This is a genomic window from Komarekiella delphini-convector SJRDD-AB1 (genome assembly GCF_014831675.1).
Taxonomy (GTDB): domain Bacteria; phylum Cyanobacteriota; class Cyanobacteriia; order Cyanobacteriales; family Nostocaceae; genus Komarekiella.
In genome coordinates, this window is sequence record NZ_VJXY01000008.1 from 97,211 (window position 1) to 121,208 (window position 23,998).

General features: G+C 43.8%; 16 protein-coding genes. 10 read left to right on the forward strand and 6 right to left on the reverse strand.

The features are described 5' to 3' along the window. Positions 1 to 202 precede the first annotated feature (202 nt). A complete protein-coding gene (locus FNW02_RS09870) occupies positions 203 to 1,312 on the forward strand; it encodes a DNA polymerase III subunit delta (protein WP_191757449.1) in 1,110 nt (369 codons plus the stop codon). 58 nt (positions 1,313 to 1,370) lie between these two features. Here FNW02_RS09870 and FNW02_RS09875 read toward each other — a convergent pair whose 3' ends face one another. The 3 genes from FNW02_RS09875 to FNW02_RS09885 all read right to left on the reverse strand — a co-directional run bounded on the left by FNW02_RS09875 (position 1,371) and on the right by FNW02_RS09885 (position 3,823). Next, entirely contained in the window at positions 1,371 to 2,306 is a 936-nt protein-coding gene (locus FNW02_RS09875) for an alpha/beta fold hydrolase (protein ID WP_191757369.1), read from the reverse strand. Between the two features lie 16 nt (positions 2,307 to 2,322). Further along, complete coding sequence (locus FNW02_RS09880) at positions 2,323 to 2,826, reverse strand: DUF4112 domain-containing protein (RefSeq protein ID WP_191757370.1); 504 nt, start codon at positions 2,824 to 2,826, stop codon at positions 2,323 to 2,325. A 97-nt stretch (positions 2,827 to 2,923) separates the two neighbouring features. Beyond that, positions 2,924 to 3,823: a YihY/virulence factor BrkB family protein gene (locus FNW02_RS09885; RefSeq protein WP_191757371.1), complete on the reverse strand. Its 900-nt coding sequence runs from the start codon at positions 3,821 to 3,823 to the stop codon at positions 2,924 to 2,926. Positions 3,824 to 4,233: 410 nt separating this feature from the next. On the opposite strand from FNW02_RS09885, the gene FNW02_RS09890 reads away from it, so the two are divergent. From FNW02_RS09890 to FNW02_RS09910, 5 genes are all read left to right on the forward strand, one after another. Continuing rightward, complete coding sequence (locus FNW02_RS09890) at positions 4,234 to 4,713, forward strand: hypothetical protein (RefSeq protein ID WP_191757372.1); 480 nt, start codon at positions 4,234 to 4,236, stop codon at positions 4,711 to 4,713. 174 nt (positions 4,714 to 4,887) lie between these two features. Continuing rightward, complete coding sequence (locus tag FNW02_RS09895) at positions 4,888 to 9,876, forward strand: PAS domain S-box protein (RefSeq protein WP_191757373.1); 4,989 nt, start codon at positions 4,888 to 4,890, stop codon at positions 9,874 to 9,876. Continuing rightward, on the forward strand, positions 9,873 to 10,349 hold the full coding sequence (locus FNW02_RS09900) for a response regulator (RefSeq protein WP_191757374.1): 477 nt from the start codon (positions 9,873 to 9,875) through the stop codon (positions 10,347 to 10,349). Before FNW02_RS09895 ends, FNW02_RS09900 begins: the two co-directional genes overlap by 4 nt. Continuing rightward, a complete protein-coding gene (locus FNW02_RS09905; RefSeq protein WP_191757375.1) occupies positions 10,349 to 12,316 on the forward strand; it encodes a hybrid sensor histidine kinase/response regulator in 1,968 nt (655 codons plus the stop codon). The genes FNW02_RS09900 and FNW02_RS09905 overlap by 1 nt, the downstream gene beginning before the upstream one ends. Before the next feature lie 513 nt (positions 12,317 to 12,829). Continuing rightward, positions 12,830 to 13,054 (forward strand): hypothetical protein, encoded by a 225-nt coding sequence (locus FNW02_RS09910; protein WP_191757376.1) that lies wholly within the window; start codon positions 12,830 to 12,832, stop codon positions 13,052 to 13,054. Between the two features lie 126 nt (positions 13,055 to 13,180). Here FNW02_RS09910 and thrC read toward each other — a convergent pair whose 3' ends face one another. Continuing rightward, positions 13,181 to 14,272 carry a threonine synthase gene (gene thrC, locus FNW02_RS09915; protein WP_191757377.1) on the reverse strand — a complete coding sequence of 364 codons (1,092 nt, stop codon included), beginning with the start codon at positions 14,270 to 14,272 and terminating at the stop codon, positions 13,181 to 13,183. A 293-nt stretch (positions 14,273 to 14,565) separates the two neighbouring features. On the opposite strand from thrC, the gene FNW02_RS09920 reads away from it, so the two are divergent. Further along, positions 14,566 to 14,754 (forward strand): hypothetical protein, encoded by a 189-nt coding sequence (locus FNW02_RS09920; RefSeq protein ID WP_162398779.1) that lies wholly within the window; start codon positions 14,566 to 14,568, stop codon positions 14,752 to 14,754. Positions 14,755 to 14,817: 63 nt separating this feature from the next. On the opposite strand, the gene FNW02_RS09925 is transcribed toward FNW02_RS09920, so the two are convergent. Beyond that, positions 14,818 to 17,175 (reverse strand): hypothetical protein, encoded by a 2,358-nt coding sequence (locus FNW02_RS09925; protein ID WP_191757378.1) that lies wholly within the window; start codon positions 17,173 to 17,175, stop codon positions 14,818 to 14,820. 290 nt (positions 17,176 to 17,465) lie between these two features. On the opposite strand from FNW02_RS09925, the gene FNW02_RS09930 reads away from it, so the two are divergent. Together FNW02_RS09930 and FNW02_RS09935 are read left to right on the forward strand one after the other, a co-directional pair. Then, complete coding sequence (locus FNW02_RS09930) at positions 17,466 to 19,172, forward strand: iron uptake porin (protein WP_225225555.1); 1,707 nt, start codon at positions 17,466 to 17,468, stop codon at positions 19,170 to 19,172. Between the two features lie 1,256 nt (positions 19,173 to 20,428). Continuing rightward, positions 20,429 to 21,307, forward strand: coding sequence for a lysophospholipid acyltransferase family protein (locus tag FNW02_RS09935; RefSeq protein WP_191757379.1), 879 nt, complete (start codon positions 20,429 to 20,431; stop codon positions 21,305 to 21,307). Here the strand turns inward: FNW02_RS09935 and FNW02_RS09940 are convergent. Next, a complete protein-coding gene (locus FNW02_RS09940) occupies positions 21,281 to 22,930 on the reverse strand; it encodes a lipoxygenase family protein (protein ID WP_191757380.1) in 1,650 nt (549 codons plus the stop codon). The two genes, FNW02_RS09935 and FNW02_RS09940, sit on opposite strands and share 27 nt — an antisense overlap. A 633-nt stretch (positions 22,931 to 23,563) precedes the next feature. Here FNW02_RS09940 and FNW02_RS09945 point away from each other — a divergent pair. After that, the gene (locus FNW02_RS09945) at positions 23,564 to 23,728 is read left to right on the forward strand and encodes a hypothetical protein (protein ID WP_191757381.1); all 165 of its coding nucleotides are present in this window, start codon (positions 23,564 to 23,566) and stop codon (positions 23,726 to 23,728) included. Positions 23,729 to 23,998 lie beyond the last annotated feature (270 nt).

Genomic DNA, 23,998 nt, shown 5'->3' on the forward strand with positions numbered 1-23,998 from the left:
CTTTTTAGCACTATTTATTTTTGATGCTAATCATAGTTGTCTTCAATGAACGCTCTGGAACTGAGTGCGGGGAAAGAAATTATGAGTAAGATTTGGTTAGGGTATGAATCCCCATTCCCCAATCCCCAATCCCCATTCCCCAGTTCAATGGTTGCTGAGTAATCACAGAAATGAGTATGCTTTCGTTACAGGCGAAAGGCGGGTGAATTTGAATTTGTCTACTCCTTTGCAATTAATTGGGCGATCAGCAGAATTTCAGCGCATTGTTGAAGTACTTGCCCAGGATGGCGACTTGCTGATTACTGGAGTACCTGGAGGCGGACGGCGTACCTTAGTGCGGGGAGCAGCGCAAGAAGTCGGCGCGATTGTGCTGGAAATAGACTGCATCCGCGCTACAGATGGGGAGCGATTTGTACAGTTGCTAGCAGAGGCGATTAGTCAAAACTGGCAACCGGCAAAAGTTCAAGATTGGGTTGTTAAGAGTGCTAGTCAGTTTTTTATTTACGTGCTGGAGGGAAATGGTGGGAAACTAAAACTATTGCGATCGCCAAATGTCAAAGCAGATGCGTTCAACCAACAACTATGGCAGGCATTTGAACTATTGCTAGAGTTGCCGCAAATCATGGCTATTGATTTGCATAAGCGGGTAGTGTTGATTTTGCAGAGTTTTCCCCACATCCGCTCTTGGGATCGCAATGGTTTGTGGGAAGCCACATTCAGGCGAGAAATCAAAATGCATACTCATGTTAGTTACGTTCTCATAGCAACTATTGCTGAGACAAGTAATCATTCAGATGAGACTAACTATCCTCTGGAAACTGTGCAATTACCTCCCTTAGCTAAGGACGTTTTAGCAGTGTTAGCTAGAGAAACTTTGCATACACAGGGACTAACATTTGATTCTCGCTCAAAAGCACTGCAACTATTTTTAGATGCTGTACAGGGACACATTGGCGATGCTATGGCACTCATTCGCCGCCTGCAAACTTTGTGTCGTCCTGATAAATTAATTACTGAGCAAGACGTAGAGCAAGCAATTGCTGGACTGCTCCAAGACCTGTCTATCACGTTTGAGTCATTACTGATGCTACTTCCAGCAAATCAGGTGCATCTTTTGGAATGTTTGGCTCTAGATCCCACAGACAAACCGCAAAGCAAAGATTACATTCAAAAAAATGGACTTTCGAGGGGTGGTAGCCTTCAGGGCGCTTTGAATGGGTTACAGCACAAAGGTTTGATTTACAGTGCTGAGCAGGGTTATCAACTGGCATTGCCTTTACTAGCTTTGTGGTTGCGTCAGCGGTTGAGTTAACCTCTGTAGAGACGTTGCAATGCAACGTCTCTACTTCTCTATTCCCTATTCTTTAGTATTAACAGAAATCAGTATCTTGCAAAAACTCAATAATTGCTCTATTCACTACCTTAAAAGCACCAGTTGAGGCATCATGACAACAATTAGGCAGAATTTGTAACCTGGAATTGAGGAGGCGTTGATTCAATTTCTCGCCATGACTAGCCGGAAACCAACTATCTTGCTCGCCCCACAAAATTAGTGTGGGACATCTAATAGTATCCAGATTATTTTGAATATTACTGAGCATATTTGGCTTATTTTCTTGGAAATTTTTAATCTCTCGTGCTGCTATTTGTAATTCTTCGGCAACTTTCACAAGAGTACCAGGTAGCTCAATAAACGGGTAAGTTATCCAGTAGACATCTTCCTGTGTCAGGATTGATGGATCAAACAGCACCCCACGCCTTTCTATTGCCATAATTTCTCTAACTAAAGGTGCGAAGAAATATGCCAGACGCAAAGAGTCAATTGTTTGCACTATTTCCAAAGGCGCTTGAGCAATCAACTCCATAGCCCAATGGGGTAGTTGTTCGGCAAAAATAGGTGCATTTACTACTACTAATCGCCCAATTAGTTGGGGATTTTCTTGAGCAAGGGCAAGGGCAACCAATGCACCTAAAGATTCTGCCACAATCACTGGAGGTTCATCACATAATGCTTGAATAATTCTCGCTAACTCAATAACTTGATGACCGTTATCTTCTCTGCGGGACAATGGTTTTTCTGAAAATCCATAGCCTTTGGCATCAAAACAAATTACACGAAAATATTTAGATAATGGTGCAATACTGTTGCGCCAATTGTAGCTCCAGCTGCCCATACCATGTAAAAAAATTAACGGTTTACCTATACCTTTTTCGCCATACGCGATTTGTACAGGATACCCCTTAGCATCAGTAATAATTAGACTTTGCCGCCCTTTCGGAAAAGTGGCTTGCCACCAATCTTTCATTCTGTCAATAACTAATTTAAGTGCCAGTGAAGGCGTTCAATAGAATTCTAATTAGTATCACAGGTAATGCTACTAAGACAATAGCGATCAGCAATAATCCAACAAAAACGGCAAAGATAAACCACCTGTCTGCACTCCTTTTCTGGCTGGGAAACTTTAAGTGTTCTTCTAATAGCCTGAGATTATGAGTGTTAGCTGTCCAGGCAAAGTCAAAAAAGTCTCCTAACACTGGGACAGCGCCTACCAAGCCATCAATGATCACATTCAAAACCATTCTACCTAAAGTAGCTCTAGACGCACCCAGCCGCGCTGCTTCTAGAATGATGTAGCTAGAAAGCATGATTCCCAAAAAATCACCACCAATGGGTATAAGTCCTATAAGTGGATCTAGACCAATACCAACTTTAGTTCCGGGAATCGTAATCATACTATCCAGGAGTCGGCTCATTTGACGCAGGCGCTTTAGGCTTGGGGCTTTAGCATCAGGTTCAATCATTGAAAACTGAGGAGATTCAGACATTGGGGCGATCGCTTATTTGTATTGAATCGTTAGATATTTTACTCCCCTACTGAGATCTTTTAACCGTTTACACGGGGATTTATGAGTATATTTATCTTTAATATTCTTCCCTAGATTGCGCTCGCGTTTTCAGGCGCATATCTTCACCAACACTCACGTTTAATTGGTCGCCTACTAACAAAACAGCAGCGCTCATCCACAACCATAGCATTAACACTATCACAGTCCCTACTGCACCATATACTTTATTATAGTTGCCAAAATTCGCCACATAAAGCCGAAATAGGGCAGACAAAATTGCCCAGAAAACAGCTGCTAAAATTGCTCCAGGCATCATCGGCGTGCCTGAGTTCCATGTGCTGGGGCCATAGCGATAGACAAAGCTAAAGGCGGTAGCAACAATACTTAAAGTTAGAGGCCAGCGTAATAGTTGCCAAATATGTAATAAAAAGACCAAATAACCATTTTCACGTACCACTAATGCTAAAAGTAGGTCGCTAGTAAAAACTAACAAAGAAGCCAACACCAAAAGCAATATAGTACCGACTGTTAATCCTAAAGAGACGAGTTTGGCTTTCCAAAAGGGGCGCGTCTTTGCTGAGGGAATTTGATGAATTTGATCAAAGGCAGTCATAGCCGTACTGACTGCTCCAGAAGCAGTCCAAATTGCGATCGCAAAGCTCAAAGAAAACAAGCTACCATTTTTGGGGTCAGTAATTTCTGTGGTGGCAAAATCACGAATTAGAAGCAGCGCTTCTTCGGGTAAAACTTGACTCAGTTGCACCGCCAATTGTTTAAAAGTGTCTTGCAAAGATTCTTCAAATAAGCCAATAGCTGTGAGAATAGCAAGAATCGCTGGAAACAGGGATAACATGGCGTTGAAAGCAATTTCCGAAGCAAGTCCTAAAAGTCGTCTTTCAGTTGTCCTAGCAAAAGTTTTCTTGAGCGTACGCAAATTGAGGTGGCGAAAAAAGCGGACAAAACGAGGATTTGTCATAACTACAGTTGCAGTTGATTCAACAAGTCAAAATTGAAAACAGAAAAACTTTTTTAGCAAAGCTTTTGGTTTTTCTTTCTGGGTTGGAGTTAAACAATTAGTAGACAATTGGCACTGGTAAGTTTCTCCGTGATTCTACCGTAAGATTGAGTATTGCACTTCGTTTAGAGTCTATTCATATTTGCAGGGTTATTTGCTCACTACTGATTTACTACTTTGACTGTAGATATAAAGTGGGATAGAAATTAAGAAAATTCTTTCTGCGGCTCCAGCAGCTTATCATATTAATTTTCGATTAAAAGCCTTTACTACAAAGCTATTCTGTAGACTCTCAAACAATACTACTTATCCTAATTTGGTATCAATCTTTATCAAAGAAGGTAAATCAAAGTAACACAAAATAATTTTCTATGAGTCAAGACTTAACACAACAATGGTTGACGGAAATTCAGAGCCTCAAACAACAACTGACAGAATTGTTGCGCGATCGCGATGCGGCTTGGGAAAGTGCCCAAAAATGGCGTAAACTTTACAATACAGAAGCAGAGCAACGCCGCACAGATGCCCAGATGTCGCAACAGGCGATCGCATCCCTCAAGGTAGAGCTTCAGAAACTCCAGGGTAAAGAAGAAGGGAGACTTGCTGATGGTACAGCACTAACAGCTATCCAACAAGAAATAGAACCATTAAAATCTGTAGAGGACTTGCAACTTAAACTCATCGCCGTCATCAAAGAACGCGATCGCTTGGTGCAAGCTTTGAAAACTGAGCAAGATAACCACGCTCAAACCCGCAAAAGTCTCACCACTGCCTTGGGTGATGCTATTGATCGGTTGACACAAGAGCGATCTGGGGCGGAGGGGCAGGGGAGCAGGGGAGCAGGGGAGTAGGGGAGTAGGGGAGCAGGGGGAGCAGGGGGAGCAGGGGAGCAAGGAGAGAATAAATACTGACTCTTGACGGGCTAAACCATAACTATCCGCGCTTCAGCACTCATAACTCAACACTCATAACTCAGCACTCAGTATGGTAGACAAATATTTTCTGGAAGCGGAGTCGAGATTTAGATGACTGAAGCGAAGGCAGCAAATTCCAACGATCTCTTTGCAAGAGGTGGTGAGATGGGGGCGCTCATGCGATCGCTCGACTGGTCGCAATTACCGCTCGGTGCAGTTGAAAACTGGTCATCAAGCCTGAAAACTGCTCTAAGCATTTGTCTGAATTCTCGCTTTCCGATGGTGATTTGGTGGAGCAAAGAATTAGTATTGCTTTACAACGATGCTTGGCAACCGATTTTGGGTACTAAACATCCACAGGCACTAGGACGCCCTGGTAAAGAAATTTGGGCTGAGATTTGGGACATTATTGGCGTGCAGCTTGAAAGCGTGTTGACAACCGGGCAGGCAACCTGGTCTGATGATATGTTGCTATTGGTTGATCGCTACGGCTATGTCGAAGAAGCCTACTTTACTTACTCTTATAGCCCCATTTTCTTAGAAACAGGAGAAGTGGGAGGAGCGTTTACGGCTGTCACTGAAACCACTCGACGGGTGATTGGTGAGCGGCGTTTGAGCACATTACGGGAACTGGCTGCTAGCACTGTGGAAGCAAAGTCGGTTGAGAAAGCTTGTCACATTGCTAGCACAACTCTGGCAACAAATCCTTACGATATTCCCTTTGCGTTACTGTATTTAGTAGAGAATGATGGCGACGAAGCTCACCTTGTGGGAACAGTGGGGCTGGAAGCGGGCACATTTAGCAGTCCTCAACAGGTTGACTTAACTCAGAAAACTGACCCCTGGCAGCTGGCACAGGTGAAAACAACTGCACAAGCAGTAGTTATTGATCAGTTAACGAACCAATTTGGTGAGCTACCGGGTGGAGCCTGGGAAGAATCACCGCGTTCAGCGATCGTCTTGCCCATCGCTCAAGCAGGTCAAAAAGAGCAGTTAGCGGCGTTGCTTGTCCTTGGTATTAGCCCTCGCCTGGAGTTTGATCATGAATATCGAGGTTTTTTTGAGCTGGTTGCCAGTAACGTTGCTACAGCGATCGCTAACGCCAGTGCCTACGAAGAGGAACGCAAACGAGCCGAAGCCTTAGCAGAACTTGATCGAGCTAAAACTGCTTTCTTCAGTAATGTCAGTCATGAATTTCGCACGCCGCTAACCCTAATGCTGGGCCCGTTAGCAGAAACCTTAGCTAACGATTCAGGACTCCAGCCAGGGGAGCGGGAAAAATTGGAGATGGTGCAGCGTAATGGATTACGTTTGCTCAAACTGGTCAACACCCTCCTTGCTTTTTCCCGCATTGAAGCTGGACGGGTGCAGGCAGTTTACGAACCAACAGACTTGGCAATGCTGACAGCAGAGTTAGCCAGCGTTTTTCGCTCCGCCATTGAACAAGCTGGGCTACGGCTTTTAGTCAATTGTCCACCTCTGCCCGAAAGAGTGTATGTAGACCGCGAAATGTGGGAGAAGATTGTCCTCAATCTACTTTCCAACGCCTTCAAGTTTACCTTTGAGGGAGAAATTGAAGTGGTACTGCGTTGGGGTGGTAATCACGTTGAATTAGAAATTAGGGATACGGGTATTGGCATTACAGCGATCGAACTTCCGCGTCTGTTTGAGCGATTTTATCAAGTGCAGGGTGCGCGTGGGCGGACTTATGAAGGGTCAGGGATTGGATTATCGTTGGTTCAGGAGTTAGTGAAACTGCATGGAGGCAACATTCAGGTCAACAGCATTGTAGACCAAGGAACCCGGTTTACCGTGTCGCTACCCACAGGATTTGCCCATCTGCCCAGCGATGCGCTACGCACCAGATCTACTGAACGTATCGTCCCATACTCAACCGCAATAGGTGCGGCTCCCTATGTTGAGGAAGCATTACGTTGGCTACCTGGAGAAGAGGAGGGGGAGCAGGGGAGCAGGGGGGCAGGGGGGCAAATTAGTTCTTTGCCTGTAGGTGAATCTGCACGAATTCTCTTGGTTGAAGATAACGCTGACATGCGTGACTATCTAAAACGACTGTTGAGCCAACGGTATGAAGTTGAGGCGGTTGCTGATGGGATCGCGGCCCTGGCTGCTGCTCAGATACAACGACCTGATCTGATTCTAAGTGATGTGATGATGCCAGGGCTTGATGGTTTCGAGTTGCTGCGTCAGCTCCGAGCCGACCCACAAACGAGAGAATTACCCATCATTTTGCTTTCTGCTCGTGCTGGAGAGGAGTCTCGCATTGAGGGGTTAGAAGCCAGAGCTGATGATTATTTGATCAAGCCGTTCTCTGCGCGTGAACTTTTGGTACGAGTTGAAGCAACTCTAAAGCTAGCTCGGATACGACAAGCAGCAACCCTTCGTGAACAGACATTACGAGCTGCTAGCGAGGCGGCACAACAAGAAGCTGAATCAGCTTATAACCAAATCAATCACATTCTGGAGAGGATGACTGATGCGTTCGTTGCCCTTGATCCAAATTGGCGAGTCATGTATCAGAATACACAGGCTGAGCGGCTCAACGGCAAGCCGCGAACCGAGGTAATCGGCAAGATCCATTGGGAGGAGTGGCCTGCATCAGTTGGCACTAACGTAGAGCGCCAGTATCGACGGGCAATAGCAGAGCAGGTTCCTGTCCACTTTGAACACCACTACTACTCACCGCCTGATTATGATACCTGGTTTGAGATTCATGCCTACCCTTCTAAAGAGGGGCTAGGAATTTTCTTTCGTGACATTACCGAACGCAAGCAAGCAGAGGAGGCGCTACGCCAACGAGAAGCAGAACTTAGCCTGATCACAAACGCCTTACCAGTCCTCATATCCTTTGTAGATTCAGAACAACGTTACCGCTTCAATAACCGAGAGTACGAGGTATGGTTTGGGCATTCGGCAACAGAGGTTTATGGCAAGTATATTTGGGAGGTTTTGGGTGAATCTGCTTATACAGGGATTCGTCCTTACGTAGAGCAGGTATTAGCAGGACAGCAAGTTACCTTTGAAAGCCAAGTGCCTTACATAGATGGTGGATCACGCTACGTAAGTGCTACGTATATTCCTCGTTTGAACACTCAAGGAATCGTGGAAGGGTTTGTAGGGTTAGTTACTGATATTACCGAACGCAAACAGGCCGAAGCTGCATTGCGTGAAAGTGAAGCCCGTTTTCGCCAAATGACAGATACCGCTCCCGTGCTGGTCTGGATGTCTGGCACTGACAAACTCTATAATTACTTCAATCAACCTTGGCTAGACTTTACCGGACGGACTTTAGAGCAAGAGATGGGGAATGGATGGACTCAAGGCATTCATCCCGATGACTTTCAGCGTTACTTAGATACATACATTAATGCCTTTGATGCCCGACAAAATTTTCAAATGGAGTATCGCCTTAGACATTTTGATGGCGAATATCGTTGGATTTTGGATGCTGGTGTGCCGCGGTTTGCATCAACGGGGAAGTTCCTCGGCTATATCGGCTCGTGTGTTGATATTCACGATCGCAAGCTAGCTGAGGAGGCATTACGCGAGAGCAAGGAGCGCTTAAGCTTTGCGCTGCAAACTGCAGAATTAGGCGATTGGGATCTAAATTTAAGCAACCAAACTGCTCATCGTTCCCTGCGACATGATCAAATCTTTGGTTACGAGTCTCTCCTACCCGAATGGACTTATAAAATGTTTCTGGAGCACGTTGTACCTGAAGATCGCGCTCTAGTTGATGCCAAGTTTCGGATAGCCCTCACTAATAACAATATTTGGAATTTTGAATGCCGTATTCGCCGTGTTGATGGAGAATTACGCTGGATTTGGGCACGTGGGCATATTTATCATAATACTCAAGGGGAAGCAGTGCGGATGCTGGGATTAATCGCCGACATTTCTGAGCGCAAACTAGCTGAGGAGGCATTGCGGCAAAGCGAGGAGCGCACACAACTTGCCATCAAGGTGGGTCGGCTCGGTACTTGGGCCTACAACCCTAGCACAAACCTCGTTAAGTTCGATGAGCGAATGTGCGAAATCTGGGGCGAGCCTAATGACGCAGTGATTATTCCTCTACCAATGATCATGGAGCGCATACACCCTGACGACCGAGAACGCGTAGCGAGTGCTGTCAACACTGCACTTGATCCCAAGTTGTCGGGTGCTTACGAAATTGAATATCGGCTTGTGTGGCCCGACGGAACCAAGCGGTGGGTGTCGGCTTACGGACAGGCACAGTTCGAGGGAGAGGGAGTATCTCGGCGATCGCTTGAGTTAATTGGAACTGCGCTCGACATCACCGATCGCAAGCTTGCCGAAATCACCTTGCAACAACTCAACGAAATCCTAGAGCAAGGCATCATAGAACGCACAGCCCAACTAGAAGCTGCCAATCAGGAACTAGAATCCTTCTCCTATTCAGTTTCTCACGATCTGCGAGCACCGTTTCGCCATATCGCCGGATTTGTGGAATTGCTGCAAAAGCGGCTGAGTTCAACCAGCTTAGATGAAACAAGTCAGCGTTATTTACGGACGATCGCCCAAACCGCCAAACAGGCAGGTATACTAATCGATGAATTACTGACTTTTTCTCGGATGGGACGCAGCGAGATGCGTTCTATTACCCTGAATATGGATCAACTAGTGCGAGAAGTCAAACGCGATTTAGTCACTGAGACAAAAGGACGCACAATCCATTGGCACATCGCACCATTGCCAGAGGTGCAGGGCGACCCTTCAATGCTCCGGCTCGTCCTTCGCAATCTGATTGGCAATGCAATTAAATATACCCTGACTCGCACCATAGCAGAAATTACTATTGGCAGTACCAACCATGAAAACGAAGTTATCTTTTTTGTGCAAGATAACGGCGTTGGTTTTAATATGCAATATGTCCACAAACTGTTTGGCGTATTTCAACGCCTACATAGTGACCTAGAATTTGAAGGTACAGGTGTAGGATTGGCAAATGTGCAGCGGATTATTCATCGGCATAATGGTCGAGTTTGGGCAGAGAGTGTGGTTAACAACGGAGCCACATTTTATTTCTCACTGCCCAAGTTAATAAAAAAGGAGAGTGAATGAAGGAACTCAAGCGAATTCTGTTGATTGAAGACAGTGCCAATGATGCAGAATTAATCCTGACTGCCCTTTCGGAAAACCATCTCGCTAACGAAGTAGTCGTAGTACGTGATGGTGAGGAAGCATTAGATTATCTCTATCGCCGGGGATTATTTCGGTTACGAATGGAGGGGTATCCTGTTGTAGTGCTGCTCGATTTGAAGCTACCTAAAATCGATGGGTTAGAAGTGCTAGCAAGACTTAAATCTGATCCCAAAATGCGGGTGATTCCCATTGTAGTACTGACTTCTTCCCGCGAAGAACCAGACTTATCTCGATGCTACGAGTTAGGCGTCAATGCTTATGTAGTCAAGCCTGTAGATTACCATGAGTTTGTTGATGCGATTAGAGGTGTGGGATTATTTTGGGCAGTGATCAATCAGCCACCCCTTGGGGCTCTACCTCCTGTACCTCATCGTCAGCCGGAGAACAAGTGATGGGTGTCCTGCGTTTCCTTCTGTTGGAAGACAGTTTGTTGGATGCAGAGCTTGCCCAAGCGACACTAACAGAAGGAGGAATTGATTGCGAACTCGTACGTGTTGAAACCAGTGCTGACTTCTTGGCGGCACTGGAAACAAAGGCTTTTGATTTAATTCTTGCCGATTATGCCCTACCATCGTTTGATGGGATTTCTGCACTGGAAATTGCTCGCAATCATTGTCCAGATGTGCCTTTCATCTTTGTCTCTGCGGCGTTGGGTGAAGAATTGGCGATCGAAGCCCTGAAGAATGGTGCAACCGATTATGTGTTGAAGCAAAGACTAGGGCGGTTGGTTCCTTCAGTACAACGAGCATTGCGGGAAGCCCAAGAGCGTTGTGAACGCCAGCGAGCAGAGGATTCTTTACAGAAGAGTGAAGCCAGGTATCGCAGAATTGTTGATACCTCTTATGAAGGAATCTGGATGATTGATTCTCAAGCACGAACAGAGTTTGTGAATCAGCGGATCTTTGAGATGTTGGGCTATACGGCAGAAGAGATGTTCGGTCGTGCCATATTTGATTTTATGGATCAGACTGATGGTGTGATTGCCCAACAGAAACTTGAGTGGCTCAAGCAAGAAGGGAATGATCTTAAAGAAGGCCGATTGCGCTGCAAGGATGGTTCGTACATCTGGACACTGATTTCTGCTAGAGCAATTTGGAGTGAGCAGGGTGAATTCTTAGGTGCGATCGCCATGCTAACTGATATCACAGATCGTAAGCGAACCGAGTCAGAACGCGATCGCCTCTTGCAACTTGAGCGAACAGCACGAGCAGAAGCAGAAGCCGCAAACCGAATCAAAGATGAGTTTTTAGCAGTCCTTTCTCACGAGTTGCGATCGCCCCTAAATCCGATCTTAGGTTGGTCAAAACTGTTGCAAAGTCGTAAATTTGATGAAACAGCTCTCAATAAAGCACTGGAAACCATTGAGCGCAATGCTAAATTACAAGCTCAGCTAATTGAAGACTTGTTAGATGTTTCTCGCATTCTCCAAGGTAAAATCAACCTCAACATGACAGCAGTCGATCTGGCATCGACTATTGAGGCCGCAATGGAGACAGTGCGCTTAGCGGCAGAGGCGAAAACCATTCAAATTCAAACGATGCTAGATCCGTCGGTTGGGCAAGTTTTGGGTGATTGTGCTCGCTTACAACAAGTCCTCTGGAATCTGCTATCGAATGCCGTCAAGTTCACACCTAGTGGCGGACAAGTAAATGTGCTATTGGAGTGTGTTGACGCTCAAGCTCAAATTACCGTGAGTGACAATGGTAAGGGCATCAGCCCTGACTTTCTACCTCATGTGTTTGAATATTTTTATCAAGGCGACAGTACGACAACCAGAAAGTTTGGTGGATTAGGGTTAGGTTTAGCCCTAGTCCGTCACTTGGTTGAGATGCATGGTGGAACAGTGTGGGCCCAAAGTCCAGGTGAGGAGCAAGGATCGATCTTCACAGTTCAGCTACCCTTGCTCAAGGACAGCGCAATCATCAAGGATGAAACGAACACTGTTTTAACTGAGACTACTGCTTCTGCCCCGCTCACAGGTATACAAATCCTGCTTGTGGATGACAATGCTGATACCCGTGACTTTTTCAGCTTTGTGCTTGAGGAGTTTGGCGCACTTGTAACCGCAGTAGCATCAGCAGATGAAGCATTACAAGCTCTAGCACAGTCAAAACCAGATATCTTGCTCAGCGATATAGGGATGCCAGAAATGAACGGCTATATGCTGATAAAAGAGGTGCGAGCTTTAGAGGCAAAAGAAGGAAGACAACAGATTCCTGCGATCGCCCTGACTGCTTATGCGAGTGAAATTGATCAGCAGGAGACACTAGCAGCAGGGTTTCAACAGCACATCGCCAAACCTGTAGCGCCAGAGGAATTGCTCACAGCGATTTCTAATCTAGTTAAATATACTCAGTGAATGTGATCTTAAATACAACCGCACACATAGACGAATGAGTTAGGATTGAAATGACGCTATTTATAGCAGAGTGCTGTAAAGCCTTGCGGGCATGGCTGCGCTTACAGCGGATAGCTATAATTTAGCCCGTACTGAGTTCTGAAGCGCGGATAGCTATGGTTTAGCCTATATAAATACCCTACGGGAAGCCGCTTCGCGTCTACAAGGCTTTGAGCAATCAACATTGTCCTAACCTATACTTCGACTACTATAAACGGTTGTTTGGAGTTCATTAACTGAATAACTTTGATATATGACTATTGCACAACCACATTTCTCTAGATTTAATAGAATAATTCCTGGTAGTTAAAGTTACTTTCTTTCAGAAAGACTATAAAGCATAGTAGCTGTATTTTGAATATCTCAAAAATCTTTTAGTATTTTACTAATTTTGGAATATTTTGCGTTTGATATTCGTTATTTAGTAATAGCGACAACGCTAAACAATCTATCTAGTCAGTGAGGTCATTAATTATGTCACATCAAATGTTCACCACCGATTTACTTGCAGAGTTATCTACAGAGGAACAACAATCTCTATCTGGGGGACAAGAAACGCAAGTATTATTTGGACAAGGACACTATCGTTGTAAAGCGGGCTTTGATGCAAGTAGTTCTTGGGATTGGCATTTGGCTGGACGCCAAAACAAACCAGGTAGAACATGGGAATATTTCTCTTGCAAGAAATGGTCTTATTAGGGGATAGTTAGCTATTTGAGGATAGTTCGGTCAAGTCTAACTCAAGTGATGAGCACTTCTAAAATCTTTGATCACTCATGTGTGGCTTCATAACCGAAAGCCCTAACTACTCAGTACTCACCACTCTTAAAATCCCATTGCCTCGGCTACTGCTCCTAGTTCAGCCGCGATACCCTGTTTAAATAGACTTTGATTGTGTTTAATTGCTGTATCTGGGTCTTTTAAACCATTGCCCGTGAGGACACAAACTACTGTCGCCCCGGTGGGAACTTGGTCTTTTACCTGCAATAAGCCGGCTACAGAAGCAGCGCTAGCGGGTTCGCAAAAGATGCCTTCAGATGATGCCAAAAGTCGATAAGCATCGAGAATTTCTGCATCGGTGACGGCGTGGAAACTTCCCATACTGGCTGATTGGGCTGCGATCGCCAACTCCCAGCTAGCCGGGTTGCCAATGCGAATTGCTGTCGCTAAGGTTTCGGGGTGCGCCACTGGCTTACCAGTGACTAAGGGGGCTGCACCTGCGGCTTGGAACCCCATCATTCGGGGTAGGCGATCGCACTTTCCGGCTTGATGATATTGACAAAAGCCCATCCAATATGCTGTGATATTTCCCGCATTCCCCACAGGAATACACAGCCAGTCTGGAACTTCGCCGAGCACATCAACAATTTCAAATGCTGCTGTTTTCTGCCCTTCTAAGCGGTAGGGATTGACTGAATTCACCAAAGTTACTGGATAGCTTTCTGCCATCTCACGGACAATTTCTAGCGCTTGGTCAAAATTACCTTTAATTGCCAGAACCTCCGCCCCATACAGCAAAGCCTGAGCTAATTTGCCCAATGCTACATAGCCATCAGGAATCAGGACAAAGGCACTCATCCCACCACGCCTAGCATAAGCGGCGGCGGCGGCTGAGGTGTTGCCTGTGCTAGCACAAATTACTGCTTTTGCTCCTGCTTCCTTGGCTTTGGAAATTGCCATTGTCATTCCCCGGTCTTTGAAGCTACCCGTAGGATTGAGACCATCGTATTTGACAAATACACGTACTTGTCTACCAATGCGCTCTGCGATCGCCGGTACTGGTATTAGAGGCGTGTTACCCTCGAACAAAGTGACAACAGGCGTTTTTTCGCTAACAGGCAAGTATTCACGATAGGCTTCTATCAGTCCAGGCCAAGGTTGGCGATAAGATTTAGCAGCAGACAGGCTCAAAGTCACGGGATTTTTAAAGATTGGGTACTGGGGATTGGGGACTGGGGACTGGGAAACTCGGGGCCCCTCTGGGGATAAGGGGCAATGGGGATTAATTATTTATTTACATTGTCCCCTTGTCTACCTTGTTTCCCAGTCTTTTGATTGGAACACGAGTATCAAAATTGCAGTCTTTTATAAGAGAATCTAAAACTTATTAGACTAAATGATTAAAATTATACAATATTTTCATAAAGGTTAAATTTACATTATTATATTATCTCTAATGGTGTGAGTTAAGTTGTGGATTTAAATAAGTGATGTCTACCTGTTCACCAAGTGTTTATAACCGTGAGTCTCAGGCTCTCTGGGCTAGCAAGTTGAGCAAGTCTTATTACCAAGATGACCAGCAAGCTAAACTTATGCATCTGCAAGCAGAGATAGATTCTTTGCTAGAGCAGTTGCAAAACTTGAAGCACCAACGTCTAGATGGTGTTAGCCAAGAATAATGTAAGTTGTTTCGGACAGCGATCGCTAGCATCTCTCGACTTTGAATTTTAACAAGAGAGTTGCTATTCAAAACGCTGGTTTTTGTCTGACCAGCGCTTCAGACTATAGTTATTAGCATTTTCCACTAGTAAAGCTAGGGAATGCGTGTCTGAAAGTTTAGCGATCGCTGTCAATACTTGCTGGGAATTTTCGGTAAAATCCGTATAAATTACTTTACCAGTATCAGACAAAATTAAACTCCGGGGACGTGATTGCTCTTTTTCCCCATGAATCCCAGGTACAGCCTGATTCAAAAATGCTATTGATGCTTCTGAGATAGTTAATACTGTTTCCGGCTTAGCATTATTTGTTAAATTAATCAATTGAACAGGCCAAAAACTCAATTTTTCTTGCATCTGCTCAAAGCTAGGAATAGCCTCAGTGGAAAGATCACCTGACTGTTGTAAGGAACGCCACACACTTGGTAAAATTGTCTTTACCTTTTGGGGATCTTGTTGATACAGTGCCTCTATAGTGATTGGAGATGGTTGCACCCATTCCAGCGCTGTATTTGTCATAGCTAGGGGTCTGGGTTGAAGACCATTATTTTGATTCTCTGGAATTGTGACGCTAGTAGCTAATAGGCGCAAAACTCCACCTCGTAATTGCACTGCTTTGATAATGGCGGTATTTGTTTGCTGTTCTCCATTGGGTAGCCAGACAACTATTTGAATTCCAGGGTCAGAACTAATACCCAAAGTTTGCCAAAAAAATTTAGCTGCGGAAGTTTTAGGAGGCTTTAAGTTATTAAATGGTGAATTTAGCCAGCGTTTACCGTCATGAAATGCACTTACTTCCACCTGATACCATTGGTTGTCTGTGAGTTGTATATCTGCTGTGGAATTTAGTTGTAGCCACTCGGCGCTAGTGACTTGAGTGATTGGTTGCACCGAACCAATAATCTGACTAGGGTGAGTAGAAAGGGTTTGTGACTTTTTTACCTCACTACTAACTCTTGCTAACAGACCTTGAATATATGCGAGAGTATCTTTTTTGATTTGTGGTTGGGCGCTCAACCAGGAATTAGCATGTTCTCGCCCCCGTTGAACTGCTAAAATTAATGCTCCCCAAGCTTGTACTTCCGACCTATTTGGATTCACGCGCAACGCTGCAACTGTGCGATTCCACAACCGTCCTTCATCGGCTTTCAGTAAGGTGGCAATTTCTTGAGCATTATGAGGCGATGCTTCAAACACCTGTAAAGCTTTCCCCCAGCGACCATCAATCAAATCTGCTAATACTTGTTGACTCGGACTTGCCCAATTTTTTTGAGCTTGGGCTTTGGTAAGTTGGGAGTGCAAGCGAATTAAATCCATTTGCGCTTGCGCCGCCTCTGGTAAAACTCCTCTTCGCTGTTTTTGGATGAATTTCAGCCATTCAAAAGCTGGTGTCCATAGTCCACTACGGGCAATTGAAAGGGCATTTTGGTACGCAGAATCTTTGAGGGCGGGTGAGGTGAGGGTAATCGCTTCTAATTGAAGGGGTTTGAGGAATAATTTGACAGGTTTGACTTGATAAACTTGTAACTGCGGTTCTAATCCTACTGTTTGATCAACCACTAACTCTTTTTGCTTATCACCAGTTACCTGCTGCCATTTGGGCTGTTGTCCTTTGGGACTTGTCCAAGACAACATCGACTGTAAATTGGTGCGTTCTGGATTGTAATATATGATGTTACCGTAAGCAAACTTTCTATTTCCTTGTTGGCGCTGACCTTGTAAAGAAAACCAAACCCCTGGTGATGTAGCACCTTCAAAGCGTTTCACTTCAGTTAAAGGTAGGGGAAAGTTGGTATCTTGCTCTGATGTCGCATCCAATACAAAGGATTCTTCTGGGCCTGTTACAGATAGTTGAGTTGCTAGATAGTAATATTTTTCGGACTGGGATTGAAACTGTGACTCTTGTGAGCGTTGATAAACCCTGAGTTCAACAAGTTCTTGACAATTAGACTGACAATTAGCACGTTGTCGAAAAACTGGCAGTAAAAACGAGATTTCTGCATCCTTATCTAAAGGTAAGATTTCCCCAGCTATGTGTTTTTGCTTACTCAGATTGAGTTGGATATCTTCGAGAGTATGGGGACGTTCGTAGTTACCGAGGGGAATTTGTGCCCATTCTGGTAAAACTTTATTCAGCCAACTGACCTGATTTGGATTGAAGATGTAGAGAGTGCTAATCCAAGCAAAAGCCATAACTAAACTAGCACTGCTTAGCAGAATTGCGTAGGCGCAGCCCGCCGTAGGCATCGCTAGCGTTGACCATAGACGATTTTGCTTTTTCGGCTTTTTATCGAGTTTTTCAGCCACATCTTTGGTCGTGCCTGCATGTGGCTGATTTCGTTTAGCAGCTTTTAGCGTCAGCTTGCGCCAGCGATTTGCCATAGTAGTTCTCAATCAATCCAGTGTGTTTTTAAGGGGACTGGGGACTGGGGACTGGGTACTGGGTATTGGGTAATTGGCGTGGGGAAAACTCTTTCCTAATCCCTATTCCCCAGTCCCTAATCCCCAGTCCCCAGTCCCTCAGTACCTAATACCCTGTTATACTCGCGCTTTCAGAAGTTGCCCAGACGCATAAAGTCTAATTTTGTACAAAATCCGTACATTTCCCCATGTGGACGCTAGAGAATCGAGAATACACTCTTCACGTAAGTATGTGAGCAGAGTGTAAAAAGTTGAAAGCTAGACTTATTCGCCGCAGTCATTGCATTGGGACGCTCGCCTGTTTATTAGTTGCGGGAGCGAACGGAGTTGCACAAAAAGCAGTAGCACAGGATTACACTGACACGGAAATTACTCAGGAGTCAGAAGCTATATTGTTCCCCTACTTTGCCACTCCCCCACTCTCCATCACAGAAGAACCGATGGCACAAGTCACATCGGTTTCTCAACTCAAGGATGTACAACCCACAGATTGGGCATTCGGTGCATTACAGTCTTTAGTAGAACGCTATGGTTGCATAGCGGGTTATCCAGACAGCAGTTATCGTGGTAATCGCGCTTTAACTAGGTATGAATTTGCTGCTGGTGTAAATGCTTGCTTAGATAGAGTCAATGAGCTAATTACTACAGCCACTATTGATTTACTCACACGCGAAGATTTAGCAACTTTGCAAAAACTACAGGAAGAATTTGCTGCTGAATTAGCGACTTTGCGGGGCCGTGTTGATAGTTTAGAAGCCCGCACCGCAGAAATTGAAGCGAATCGATTCTCAACAACAACTAAACTCAGCGGATTACTCATCGTTGGCGTTCAAGGACGGACTAGCAATCGTGGTGACGTTAATCCCAGAGATGGAATAAAAGATACAGACGATGCAGGCACAAACACTAATGTTATATCCTTGGCGCAGCTGTATTTAACTAGTCAAATTACTCCCCGCAGTTACTTATTTACAGGTCTTTTATCGGGTAACGGTACTAGTGCACCTAGATTTAACAATAGTGTTTCCCGAAATGATGTTTTACTTGGCTACGAATTTCCTACAGATAACTTAATCATCAGTGACCTTAATTATCACTGGCTGGTGACAGACAACTTAGCGGTAATGGTGGGAACAGAAGGCGTGAGTATGCCGGCTGCCTTCCGAGGGCCAAACCGGGTAGAAAGTGCTGCAACAGGGCCACTATCTTATTTTGCCCAAAGAAACCCGATTTTAAATATGGGGTACGGTCACGGTGGTATAGCTATTGATTGGCAATTTGCTAAACGCGCCAGTTTACAAGCAATTTATTCGAGTTATAGTCCCGGTAATCCCGGTATACGTAACGGTTTATTTGACGGAAACACCACTACAGGCGTACAGTTGCTACTGACACCAACGGATGCAATCGATCTGAGTTTGTATTACGTTAACAATTACTCTTCAGATGGTTGTTTACTAACTTTTGTTGGTGATGAATGCTTAACTACTGTTAATTCTAATATTGGAAAGTCAGCACCTCTTCAAACTAATGCTGTTGGCGCTACTGTAAATTGGCAAATTTCACCGCGCATTACTTTAGGCGCATGGGGTGGTTATACTAAGTCTTACATTCCAGGGCGATCGGGAAATGTAGAGACGACAAATTATATGGTATTTCTGAATTTTCCTGATTTGTTTGCTAGGGGAAATTTGGGCGGAATTTATATCGGACAACCTCCTAAAATTACCAGTAGCGATTTACCTGTAGGGAACAATGTCCCTGACTTTGTGAATACAGGTTTGGGACGAGCAGGAGGACAACCAGGAACAACTACTCAAATTGAAGCATTTTATCGCTTCCAGCTAACAGATAACATTAGCATTACACCAGGTATAATTCATATCCTAGAGCCTGGTCATACACCAAACAATGACCCAGTGACTATTGGCATTCTGCGGAGTAGTTTTAGTTTTTAATTTTGTTTTTACATTGACATTACAACAAAAGTATGATTTTAAATAAGTTTTGTTAACAACTGTACGTATTAAATGTGCTTGTCTTATGGCAGCGATGTCTGTCTTGAAATAGTAATAGAAATAAAAAAGGTTTGGCGATGAACCAAACCTCATATATAAATCCAGTGCATAACAACATCCCGAATTAATTTACTCATGATTATTTTCCTAGGTCATCTTCCTATAGGATGTGTGCAAATATTCTGAAACCTGATAGGACATTACTCCAGTATTTTTGGATATTTGAAAGCATAAAGAATTATTGAGCCATAACCTAGAAAGAGGCTATGGCTCAATAATTTAGATGCTAAGAATTTTGATTTATAATATGCTTGTAAATCTGTGGGTTGCGTTATATTACCTCGGTTTAACGGTAGTTCTGAGCATTAGCTTCCACGGCTCATTCTACCTCACAGCAGTTTTTTACTTTATAAAACCCTTTAAGAATAGTCACACAACTCCAAGTATTTTTACATCCAGAACTCGCATCCAACCATTTTTCTAGCTAGTAGACAAAATAAAAGACGGATTTTATCCCGTCTAGATAGCTTGAAAGTAGTAATACACCTTGGACTCTGGAAAAAATCGCAAAAATAAAGTTCAATAAATTGAAAGGCTGGCTAATGATATAAACAAGAAGAACAGTGATTTAGCTCGTGCTAAATGTTTTAATCATAAGTCCATCACGACAATTTCGATTAATATATCACATAAAAATTTTAATTTTGTGCCAATATGCCAAATAGTCAACAACAAAAAAGACGGGATTAAACCCGCCCTTAGTATAACAAGTAAAAACATCTTGGTAATTTCTGCAATATATCAAAATACTATAATAATCATCTGCCAAAATGCCAAATCATTACAGAGAAAAAGTATAGATTGTTTTATCTATTAATACAGCATTTGCTATGTAGCAAAATTTACTTTATTGACAACTTAAAATTTACTCAAATTCCTTCGTTGTAATTACAAAATTCACTTTCTAACCACAAAGATACCAAGACACAGAGATTAAAAGCCGAAAACCCGGGCTGGGTTTTCTAGTATTTTTAATCACATTGAAGGAGCTAGAGATTAAACTTGATGCTGAAGATTGGTTATGGGCAACCTAAAAGTTAAATAATTTAAATTATACGTAGCAGAATTTATATACTGTCTTGTAGTTAGAACAAAAAGGATTGTTTGACCTTTAGCAATCCTGTTAAGATGCTTCGATGTCAAAAACACAACATCCCCTAAACCAAAAAGCCGGTTGGTCTTTGGATAAGCGAGATCCAAAATTCATCAAATCTCTGATGCCCTTATTAGGCTTTTTATATCGTTACTATTTTCGAGTTCAAACTAGCGGCTGGGAGAATATTCCACTTCAAGAAAAAGTCCTATTTGTTGGTTCGCATAATGGGGGACTCGCAGCTCCCGATATGGTGATGATGATGTATGACTGGTTCCGCCGATTTGGTGTAGAACGACCCATTTACGGTCTGATGCATCCCAAGGCTTGGCAGGTTAGCCCGCCACTAGCGCAACTGGTTGCTAAAACTGGAGCAATTGTAGCTCATCCTAAAATGGCTTACGCGGCCTTGCGCTCTGGAGCTAGTTTGTTGGTCTATCCTGGTGGAGCCGAAGATGTCTTCCGACCGCATTATTTACGTCACAAAATCTATTTTGCGGGACGACAGGGGTTTATCAAGCTGGCACTACGGGAAAATGTGCCAATTATGCCTGTGATTTCCGTGGGTGCTCACGATACGCTGATTATACTAGCTGACTGTTACAAAATTGTGCAGCAACTCCACGAATGGGGAATGCCTTGGCTATTGGGGATTGACCCGGAAGTCTTTCCTATTTATCTGGGGCTGCCTTGGGGATTAGCACTTGGGCCACTGCCTAACATTCCATTGCCTGTGCCTATATATACGCGAGTTTGTCCCCCAATTAGATTTGAACGCTACGGGCGGGAAGCTGCTAGCGATCGCCAGTATGTTAACGCCTGCTACGAACTAGTCAGAAGCCAGATGCAGCAGGAGTTAGACAACTTAGTCAAGCTAAGTGCCCAGTCACAGACATCAAGCACTAAAGCTATTTGGAACTAAGGAAGGCTTGAGGTAAGGATAAGGTACGAACCGTTGTCGGTTCATTGCATCAATCCGCTGCTCAATCTCATTCAACTCCTGCTGGAACTCCTGAACCATCATTTTGACTGGAGTTCCGCGGAAGGTGAGGTTAAACACTTCGTCATAATAGCCTAGGCGATCGTGTCGATAGAAAGACAAGTAACTAACAATTTTGATTTGAGCTTCTGCCTGATCCTTTGGTGGGAGGAACTTCATCAGTGCTTTCTCATCTGTAATCATGCCTTTACCAGTAATACTGACATAGGCAGCCTGGGGCATATTGGGAATATATGCCATGTAGTCGAATTGTGAATAGTTGACTGCTGCGTGCTGTGGGCCACAGGTGAAAATAACGTTGGTAACAATCTCAATTAGTTGCTCTACTGTGGCGATCGCACTCGGCATTCCTTTAACTCGTCCGCCATCTGGTGAGGTTAGTTCTTTTGCCCAAGCCTGTAGTTCCTTATCCCCCTGAATATCTGCGGCTGTAGGATAGCAATACTTGAGATAATCAGACACAAACTTATTAATAGCATTCCACAGCAACATTCCATCATCCCGATAGGGGAAGTTCGGCAGTTTTTTCACATCCTCCAGTCCACGACTCTTGATTTCTTGTGGGAAAGCAAACTTATCTAAGCTCCACTCAGAATAAGCTTTCTTGACAATTCCATAAGATTCCTCTAATGTGCCTGCCATAATTCGATCAACGTGACCACCCACTTGACCCTCGATGTAAGGATTGATCAGTAGTTGTCGGCCTTGATCGTTAATTGCTAAGAGAAAACGCAGATGAGGAGCTAGTAGTAAATGTACAGGATGGTTAATGGCTAGTTGGCGGGGGGTGGAAATGGCAAAAGGCTCCATTACAAAGTGTGTCCAACACAGATGGCTACTCATTTCGTGGTGGTTGGCATCCGCTACCTGAACACACATCTTGGCTACTAACCAATCGAGGGGTTTATCCTGGGGAGTAAAAATCGCTCCACCCCGTTTCGGCTGCACTTGAATTGCGATCGGGATTAATTCTTTTTTCGTTTCATCAAAGTAGAAAAATGCAATTGGTGTAGGTAAGTATTTTTTCTGACCCTTAAAAGTCCCACCCTGTACAAAGCTGAGTCCACTGTAATCAGCAACGTAAATATTGCCATTGGCTAGGGCGTTATCTAGCCGCAAATTGGGACAAGCCGCCTTGAGTTCTTCTTTTGTCACCGAAGAATGAGGTGTAATCTGCATGATTCGCCGCAGCACCATCGGATTTACACCAGCCAATCTCTGCTCAGCAAAAGAGCGATCGCTTTGATAAATCTTACTGACTTCTGGCTTACCTTGCGTGGGAAAAAAATCATCAAAGGCTTGCAGTCCATCAAAAGGGTCGAGGGTATTAGGCAGCGACGACCGAGTGAATACGTAGGTAGGTGATAAGGTAGAAGACTGAGGTACACGTGGGTAGCCTGGCGGAACTGGAAACGGTGGAATAACTGGATGCAGGGTAGCTAGCGGCGCTAGAATATCGTGATCAAATTTATACTGATCGCGATCGGGCACAAACTGGCGCGTTTCTTGAGCTGTCTGTGGCGATAACGGCTTAATTGTGTTCATTTTGCCTCTTTTTTAATCTTTGACTATTCGATTTGAATACTCTAATTTTTACTGAATTCAGGAATATACACTATATTCTTATACAAAAAATTACGTATATTTACTTTATTTAAAGGATATCAATAATTTTTCTGTATAAAACTTGGTTATATCCAGAATTTCTCTCGACTCTGCCTGCAAACTACAAAACTGATAAAAAGGCGTCGGGAAAACCCATTCCTTCTCGGTAGGTGATGAAAGATGCCTTTTTAGGGCGTTGACAGTTGACGATTGACGGTTAACAGTCAATTGTCTTTCGTGTTATCCCATCCCCTTTTAGGGGTGGGATGAGCTTAAAGTTTTTCGCTGATAACTATTACTCAGAGTTACGTTTCCTTTTTATGCAGAATGTCGGTTTTTGTAAAAGTTTTTTACTCAATCTACTCGCTAGCCATTAATTTCCGCTTCACTACGGTGTAGATGATTGATGCTGTTTACTTAACCAAACAAGCTCAGTTAGTGGGTGATAGCGCATCCAAGGCAGCAATATTTATTAGCCGTGATATTAAAGGTACAAAGATTACTGGATAAAGCGATGTCTCACGACAAGCCCGGAGGTGGAGCGTCTACGCACTCCTATCGAAAATCAAAGAAGTGGCAATTTTAAAACTAGTTATTCACCAAAAACAAGCGATCGCCGCCTTGCAGCAGATAGAAAATACTTTCAAAAACCTTAAAGTAAGCAACTTCAGGACTTCATTTCTGACCTTAGTTGCCACAAACAAGCCATATCAATGCTTTGGAGAGCCAGTGCTGTAGCCCTTCTTGCCAGAAGTAGGTTAAGGTGAGTTCGGTTACTTATATTACATTGTAGTGCAAAAATTGCTCAAACGCTAGAATATTCATTAAATATGACAAATTTTCTGTTAATCGACATTAGTTGCAAAATATTGACAATTAGTAATTATTGTTTAATAACTGTCTTAAATGTTCTAACTATTTGCTTAACTGTCTTAACTGTCTTCTAATTCTTCAATTAATTATTTTAATGTTTACTTAACTGTCTTAACTGTCTTAACTGTCTTAACT